6 protein-coding genes are annotated in these 8,315 nt (G+C 73.6%); all 6 read left to right on the plus strand.

Features of this window, described 5'->3' with window-relative positions; all coding sequences use genetic code 11:
• The first annotated feature begins 653 nt into the window (after positions 1-653).
• Positions 654-2,495, plus strand: coding sequence for a thiaminase II/PqqC family protein (locus RND61_RS26385; protein WP_315880608.1), 1,842 nt, complete (start codon positions 654-656; stop codon positions 2,493-2,495).
• A complete protein-coding gene (locus RND61_RS26390) occupies positions 2,482-3,444 on the plus strand; it encodes a hypothetical protein (protein WP_315880609.1) in 963 nt (320 codons plus the stop codon). The genes RND61_RS26385 and RND61_RS26390 overlap by 14 nt, the downstream gene beginning before the upstream one ends.
• A 31-nt stretch (positions 3,445-3,475) precedes the next feature.
• Positions 3,476-4,201 (plus strand): hypothetical protein, encoded by a 726-nt coding sequence (locus tag RND61_RS26395; RefSeq protein ID WP_315880610.1) that lies wholly within the window; start codon positions 3,476-3,478, stop codon positions 4,199-4,201.
• The gene (locus RND61_RS26400; RefSeq protein WP_315880611.1) at positions 4,192-5,475 is read left to right on the plus strand and encodes an MFS transporter; all 1,284 of its coding nucleotides are present in this window, start codon (positions 4,192-4,194) and stop codon (positions 5,473-5,475) included. The genes RND61_RS26395 and RND61_RS26400 overlap by 10 nt, the downstream gene beginning before the upstream one ends.
• Positions 5,476-5,488: 13 nt before the next feature.
• Complete coding sequence (locus tag RND61_RS26405; protein ID WP_315880612.1) at positions 5,489-6,073, plus strand: redoxin domain-containing protein; 585 nt, start codon at positions 5,489-5,491, stop codon at positions 6,071-6,073.
• Positions 6,074-6,216: 143 nt separating this feature from the next.
• The coding region (locus RND61_RS26410; RefSeq protein WP_315880613.1) for an AfsR/SARP family transcriptional regulator at positions 6,217-8,315 on the plus strand (2,099 nt) is incomplete at its 3' end.

Here is an 8,315-nt window from a genome sequence, read left to right on the forward strand (position 1 = left end):
CCCGCCGGACGGCGACCCGACGCGACCGCCCCGACGACGGCCCACCGGCGAACCCGCATCGCGTTGCGCGTCCCGCACATCGTCCTCGCACTGTCCTCCGGCGTCGCGAGGGCGGCGGGGGCGCCGCTCCGGTGTCCCGACGACCACGTGGCGACCACCGCGGCACCGGAGGGCGGGGCCCGGAGAGGGCGAGGCGGGGCCCTTCCGTCGCCGACCGCGAAACGAAGTCGCGTCCGCCGCACATGCCGTTCACGAACACCGTTTCACGCGGGCCCATTTCACTCCTCTGTCATTTCGATTTCCGAAGGACCCAAACAGGAAAGATCGTTGAAATCTTCTTGCGTCACCTGAGTCGGCAGGTCACCATCGTGCTGCCGGCAAGGGGATGAGAAAGGGATCCTGCACGTCATCCTGAAGCAGATGAACTCCTTCCGAACCAAGGAACCCAAGGGAGAAATCCATGGCTGAGCAGATCACGGTCGAGGAACTGCGAGAGATCACCGAGATCGAGGAGCGCGCCGAGGAGGCCGCCGCCGCCCTGCGGGCCGCTGTCGTCGAGTGACATCTGCCTGATGAAGGACTGGGGCCGCTCGTGGAGCGGCCCCGGTTCCCGTGCCGCCCACCACTTGCGACTTGGCTGCGGGAGTGTCGATATGTCCACGCTTCGCCGTACGGTTCCCTTCCTCGCCCGATCCAGCGCCGACCAGGCACGGCGCGTCCTCCTGGTCGACTCGGCCGAACTGCCGCTGGGCGCCGCCCGTGACGCGCGGTTGTCCGCGACCCTCCGCCGTCCCCTGTGCCTCGGTCCCGCTGAACGCGGAATGCCGGCCGACGATGTGGAACGTCTGGTGGAGGACCAGTACCGCACCGCCCTGGAATTCATCTACGGTCACCCCGTCTGGCGACGCATCCGCGAGGGTGAGACGGCGAGCGCGGTCCGTTCGTATCTGCTCGAGTCACGGCACTATCTGGCGGCGGCGCCTTTCCGGATGGCCAGCGGCATCACCGACGCGCTGCGACCGTCCGAACTCGTGCGCCTACAGGCCCACCACGTGGTCGAGGAGGCCGACCACGACACGTACTTCGAGAACGGACTCGCCGCGCTGGACGTCCCCCGGGAACTCATTCGCCAGGCCCGCCCTTCTCCGGTCACGGTCGAGTGGATCCACCTGATGCGCACCGTCGCGGCCTACGGCCCGCTGGCCGCCGGCATCTGCTCCGGGCTGCTGGAGTACACGGCCGGCGACCAGAAGTCCGTCACCGGATGGCACACGATGCTGCACGAGCGCGGACTGCTGCCCAAGGAGGCGGTCGACGCCATCTTCGAGCACGTGGAGACCGACCTGGGGCTCGGGCACGGCAACAACTGGCGGGACGCCGTCCGGGCGGCGAAGGTGGTGCCCGCGGAGGAACTCGCCGACTGCCTCAACGCGGTCAGCCTGGTCGCGGAGATGATCGTGCGCTGGCTGGACACCTTCGAGGAGGGACTGGCCGCGGAGACGGTGGGCGCGGCCGGCGGCCTGACGCTCCAGGGGCCCGAGCCGGTGCTGGGCGGGGAGGTCGATGGCCTGCCGGTGTGGCCCGCCGAGGTCTACTCCTCCTACGCGCACGGTCCGAGCAGCGGCTCGCCGGGCGTGCGGCGGGTCCTCGCACTGTCCTACGCCTACTCCGGGCGCGCCGTGGAGAGTGCCGGCCCCACCGGGTCCAGCCCGGCGGCCGTCGCGCGGGACTTCGTCCGGCGAACCGCCCGGGACTGGGACGGCAGGGCGGACGAAGTCGGCTTGGAGAAGCTCGTCGAGAGCTGGATGACCGCCATCGACGGACACGCCCTGTGGCAGCGGCTCACGAAGGAGCCGACACTGCCCCTGGTGCACGGCTGGATGGTGGAGAACTACCACTACGTCGCCGGGATCTGGCAGCACACCGGCGGGGCCGTGGCGTGCTGCCCGGACCCGGTGATCCGGGGAGAACTCGTCAAGCACCTGATCGAGGAGTTCAACCACGGGAAGATGTTCCTGCGCGGCATCGGGCAGGCCCGCGGGGACCAGGACCACGGGTTGACCCCGGACCGGATGCGACCGCTGCCCACCACGGTCGCCTTCGTCGGCACGCTGCGCGAGCTGGCCCAGCGCGACTGGAAGGCGTACGTCCTGGCGCTGGCCTTCCTCCAACTGACCCTCTCCGCGGCGGGGAACACCGTGCACTCGCGGCACGAGCAGTTCTACCAGACCCTGTTCCGCGAGCTTCCCGACAGCGAGCGGCTGGTGTCCGCGATGCGCCGGCACGACGCCGAGGACACCCGCCTCGGCCACGGCGACGACACCCGCGAACTCCTGCGGTTGCTCGCCACGCGGCACGCGCCCACCCGCGAGTCGGTGGCCGCGGCGGCCCTGGTCCCCCAGCTCGCCTGGAGCTTCCTGGACGGGATCCTCCAGCACTACCGGCACGGTGAGGCCGCCACGCTGCAGCGGGCCGGATGGCATGTCGACGCCTGAGCGGGTCGCGGTGGATCCACCGGCCGCCGCTCCCGGAGCGGAACGCTCCCCGTTCGCGGTGGGCCAGGTGCTGCCACTGGAACTCGGCCCTCCGGTGGGGAGGCTGCGCGGACTCGCGGACCTCCTGGAGGGCGGCATCCCGGCCGAGCTCGCCACACGGCTGCGGGACCCGCGCGTGGCGCGGGCGGAGTGGCCGCGGATCCTCACGCGCGAACTGGCCATGACGCTCGGCTGGGCCGCCCGCCGGGCCCGGTCCCGTGCCGGGGCCGCCCCGGCGCCGGCCCCGGCCTGGGACGGGCGCGGGCGGGCCCTGGTCCTGCTGCCCGCGCACGGGCTCGCCGTCCACGCGGTACGGCGGGCACTGCCGTTCGCGCTCTGCGGCACGCCCACCCGAGTGGTGGGACACGAGGGCGACCGGGGGCGGATCACCGGAATCCTGGCGGGGATCCGGGCACTGACCGGCCTGCGGTCCGAGGAGCTGGCGGTCTGTCCGGACAGCGCGCCGGAAGCGGTACGGCGGTCGGCCCCCGACGACCTGGTCGTGGTCACCGGAAACCCCCGGACGGCGGAGGCGGTGACGCGGGAGAGTCCCGCCCGGGTGCTCGGCGCCACCGGCGGGTGCACGGTGCTGGTCGGCACCGACCCCGAGCGGCTGCGGGTCACGGCGGCGCTGCTGCGGGAGCACGACCGGCCCGGCAGTTGTACGCGTCTGCACGGCTGGCGGACGGTCTCCGGCGCGGCCTCGGACAGGTCCGCGAAAGACGGCTCCGCGCCACTGGGTGAGCTGCACCCCTCGGCGGTCTACCGGCTCGACGCCCCGCTGGACGCGCCGGTCGGGGAAGCGGACGGGTACGCCGTACTGCCCGTCGACGGGTCGGGAGCGGTGGGGACCCTGGTCGGTTTCGCCCGCGATCCGCGGCATCGCTGGCCCGGCGACTTCCTGATCTGACCGCGAACGGACCGGCCCCTGAAAGGTGACCATGTCGTCCTCCCCCTCGTCCTCGGCCGTCGCGTCGCCGGAGGCGGGCGCCCTGACCGATCGGGACGGCTCCTCCTCCCGTCCCGCCGCTCTCGCGCCGCACACGCCCGGGGCACGGCGCTCACCGACCGGAGCCCTGCTGAGCGGGCCCGGTGCCGCGACGTCCTCCCGGGCCGTGTACGGGGTGCTGCACCGCGACGGTCACGCGGTGGCGTCGCTGCCGGGGTTCGCGGCCCTGCCGCCGCGGGAGCGGAACGCCCCGGCGGTGGCCACCTCGGCGGCGCTCGGCGCCCCCGGCCCGGTCGGCGTCACGCACAGCCCGGCGGTGTGGGGCGTGCGGTCCCGCCCGGACCTGCCGGAGGCCCGGCGCCGCAACGACGTCTCCGTACCGGAGCGCGAGGCGTGCCCGCGCACGGACTCCACCTTCGCGCCCCGCCGACCACCACCGGGCGCCGCACGCCCGCGAGCACTTCGCCGTCCCGCGACGCCACCTGCCGCGCGTTCGACGACAGGACCCACTGCTCGGGTCCGGCGCGGGGGGCGGATCCGCGTCCTGGAACCGGACGACGACTCCTTCCCGCCGCGCGGACGCCCCCGCCCCCGGCCGGCCTACGGGCTCCGGTTCCCCGACGAGGCGCTGCGCGCCGTCCACGCGCAGACGGCGGTCCGCCTGGCCCCGGTGGCCGCCGCCCCGTCCCGTGCGAAGGAGGCGTTCCCATGGCGCTGACCGGAGGCTCCACCGACTCCGGTGCCTTCCGGCTGCTCTGGGCCGGCCAGACGGTCTCGGTGCTGGGCGACGGCGCCGCCCTGCTCGCCGTCCCGCTGCTCATGCTCCAGATCACCGGCAGTCCTCTGCTGGCGGCGCTCGCCGCCACTCCGCGGACCGTGGCGTACCTGCTGGTCGGGCTGCTGGCAGGACCGTTGGCCGACCGCTGGAACATGCGCCGGGTGCTCGTCTGGTGCGACGTCGCCCGGGCCGTGCTGTTCGCGCTCATGCCGCTGACCGTGCACGTCGCGGGGGGCGCGGTGCTGCTGTTGCTGCTGGCGTGCCTCGCGGCGGCGGTCGGGGTGCTGTTCGAGACGTCGATGACCAAGGCGGTGCAGTCACTGCTCCGCCCCGAAGCGCTGGTCACCGGTAACGCCCGGCTCGAGATGAGCAGTCAGCTGGGGGTGCTGCTCGGTCCCGCGATGATCGGCGGGTTCATGTCGTGGGTGGGCGTCGAGAAGGCGATCTGGCTCAACGCGGCGACCTTCGCGGCCTCCATCAGCACGCTCCTTCCGCTGCGGCAGCTCGCCGGGGCCGATGACGGCAGGCCGGCCGCGGCGGAGGCCGCCGGCCGCGGCACGACCCTGTGGCGCGACATGCGGGAGGGCATGAGCTACCTGCGTTCCCAGCCGCTCATCTCCCGGCTCGTCACGGTGCAGGCCGCGGTGAACTTCGTCATCGCCGCCGAGACGCTCGTCGTCTTCCACGCGACCACGGGGCTGCACGCCTCCGCGGCCTGGGCCGGTGCCATCGTGGGGGCGGCGGGCGTCGGCGGGGTCCTGGCCGCGGCCCTGGCGGACCGGCTGGCGCCCCGGACGAGTCCGGGCAAGCTCATCGGCTGGTCGGTCGTGGGGATCGGCTGCACCCTGCTCGGTTTCGCGCTGTCGGTGCACCCGGTGCTGCTGTTGGTGGCGAACCTGCTGCACGGCGCCCTGTCCATCTTCGCCTCGGTCCACATCAGGGCACTGCGTCAGAAGCTGGTGCCGCCCCACCTCCTGGGCCGGGTGACGGCCAACGCCCGTACCCTGGCCTTCGTCGCCAACCCGCTCGGCGCGGCGCTGTTCGGCGGCCTCACCGGCGTGGTCGGGGGCGACGCGCGCTTCAGCTTCGCCGTGGCTGCGCTGTTCAGCGTGGTGAGCGGGATGATCGCCTACCGCGGCCTGGTCGTGGGCGCCCCGGCGCACCCCGAGGAGGAGCCGGGGGCCTCAGGCCGCGCGACCACCCGGAGCCCGTAGGAGACTGGGTCACATGAAGACACCTCACGACCCCACCGTCCTCCCCGCCGGCCTGCCCGTTCCTCAGGACGACGGCGGGTGCGACCACCTGCCGGGACGGGCCGTGCCCGGAGTCCCGCTTCCCGGCACCCGCGGCGCGGCGCACGACGTGGCCGCCGAGTCGCTGGACCGCTGGATCGTCCTGTTCTGCTATCCGCGCACCGGCCGGCCCGGCGAGGAGCCTCCCGGGGGCGAGGCCGAGTGGAACGCCACACCGGGAGCCCGGGGCTGCACTCCGCAGTGCCTGACCTACGCCCGGACGTTCGCGGAGTTCGAGGCGCTGGACGCGACGGTGTACGGAGTCAGCACCCAGAGCACCGAGGAACAGCGGGAGGCCGCCGAGCGGCTCGGCCTGCCGTACGAACTGCTCAGCGACAGCGCGTTGCGGCTGGCCGGGGCCCTGCGGCTGCCCGTGTTCACGGTCGCGGGCAAGACCCTGCTGCGTCGGCAGACCCTGCTGCTCAAGGACGGTGTGGTGCGCGAAGTGCGCTACCCGGTCTTCCCCTCCGACCAGGACGCGCCGGGTGTGATCGCCTGGCTGCGCGGGCAGTCCGGCTGAACCCGCTCCGTGGGACGCCCGGTTCCGGCCGCCCGTGGTGAACGACGCGTTGCGCCTCCTTGATGGGGTCGGGGTCGTCGTTACAGTGAAGGGTCCGGCGGCGCGCTCCTACGGCTACGGGGGAGGTCGTTCCTTTGTCGACCGTGGACGAGCTCCCGGAACTGCGGATACTCGGCCCGCTGGACGTCCGCGTCCGCAGGCGCCAGGTGCAGATCACAGCGCCGCGGCTGCAGGCAGTACTGGGGACTCTGCTGCTCCACGCGGGTGAAGTCGTGCCGGTGGAGCACCTGGCGGAGACCGTCTGGGAGGACAACCTGCCCGCCGACCCCGTGAACCAGGTCGCGGTGTGCGTGTCGATGTTGCGCCGCAAACTGGAACGGGCCGGCGCCGGGCGGGAACTGCTCGTCACCCGGCCGCCCGGCTACCGCTTCGCAGCGGACCGGGTGCGGCTCGACACGATGACCGTCCGCCGCCTGCGCGCGGAGGCGCGGGAACGGGCGGACGCCGGTGACCTGACGCAGAGCCTGGCCCTGCTCCGGTCGGCGCTCGTCCAGTGGCGCGGTCCGGTGCTCTCCGGAGTGACCCGCCGCGCCTGGCGACCCGAGGTGCGCCGCTGGGAGGAAGAGAAGATCGCCGTCCGCGAGGGCTGCTCCGACCTCCAGCTCCGTCTCGGACTGTACGAGGAACTCATCGAGGAACTCTCGGTCTTCGTCCGGGAACACCCGCTGCTGGAGAGGCCCCGCCACCAGTTGATGACGGCCCTGTCCCACGTCGGACGCCGGGCCGACGCCCTGCGGCTCTACGAGGAGACGGTGGAACTGCTCGGGGACGAACACGCCGCGGCACCGGGGGAGGAACTGCGCCGACTCCACGCCCGCTTCCTGCGCGGCACGGAGGGGCCCCTGGCGCCGCGCCTGATCACCGCCCGGACCGGCCAGGAGCACCTGCCCGGCCCCTGTCAGCTCCCCGGTGACCTCGCCGACTTCGTCGGTCGGGAAGAGGAGATCAGGACGCTCCACCGGACGCTGGTGCCCCGCCCCGGCCCGGTGCCGGTCGCGGTGGTCGCGGGCATGGCCGGCACCGGGAAGACCGCGCTCGCCGTCCACGTGGCCCACCTGCTGCGGCCGGTGTTCGGCGCCGGTCAGCTCTACATCGACCTCCGCGGCACGGGCGAGCGGCCCGTGACACCGCAGGCCGCGCTCACCCGGTTCCTCCGTGAACTCGGGGTGCAGGGCCCGGCAGTACCCGACTCCCTGGACGAACGCGCGGAGTTGTTCCGCAGTCTGCTCGCCGACCGGCAGGTGCTCATCGTGCTGGACGACGCCGGGCACGTCGAGCAGGTCCTGCCGCTGCTGCCCGGCACGGGAAGTTGCGCCGTCCTGGTCACCAGCCGTTTTCGCCTCGCCACGCTGCCCGGCCTCCACGTGCCGGAACTGGGGGTGTTCGAGCGGGGGGAGGCACTCGCACTCCTCGGCCGGCTGGTGGGTGAACGGCGCGTGGCAGCGGAACCGGGCCCGGCCGGAGAACTCGTCGAGTACTGCGGCCGGCTGCCACTGGCCGTGCGCGTCCTCGGCGCGAAACTGGCCTCCAAACCGCACTGGGCGCTGCGCAAGGCCGCGTCCCGGCTGGCCGACGAGCGCCACCGCCTGGACGAACTGGCCCACGAGGGCCTTCAGGTGCGCTCCAGCCTCGCACCGTCCTACCGGGGACTCGGCCGGGCCGCACGCGTGCTCTTCCGGCGGCTGGCCCTGCTGCCCCCGTCGGAGTTCTCCGACTGGTTATGCGCGCCGCTCACCGACCTGCCGCCCCGTGCCGCCGAGGAGGCGCTGGAGGAACTCCTGGAGGCCCGGCTGGTGGAGACGACCGGCCTGGACGAGGCGGGCCAGCCCCGCTACCGCATGCACGAACTCGTCCGGCTGTACGGGCGGGAACTGCTGGAGAGGGCCGAACCGCGGGCGGATCGCACCGCGGCCCTGTCCCGGACGGCGAGGGCCGCGCTCGCCCTGGTCGCCCTGGCGCACCGTGCCCTGCGCGGGGCGGACTCCTCCGCGGCGCACGGCCCCGACCGGCCCGCCGGGGTGCCGGAAGGGGCGGAGGCGGATCCGTTGCGGTGGTACCAGGCGAACCGGTCCACCGTCGGCGCGCTGTGCCGGCAGGCCGCCGAGCACGGCCTGGGCGACCTCGCCGGGGAGCTCGCGGCCACGGCCTGCGGCCTGCCCGGTGACCGTTTCCCCTGCGACGA

It is taken from the genome of Streptomyces tamarix, assembly GCF_032423885.1.
GTDB lineage: Bacteria > Actinomycetota > Actinomycetes > Streptomycetales > Streptomycetaceae > Streptomyces > Streptomyces tamarix.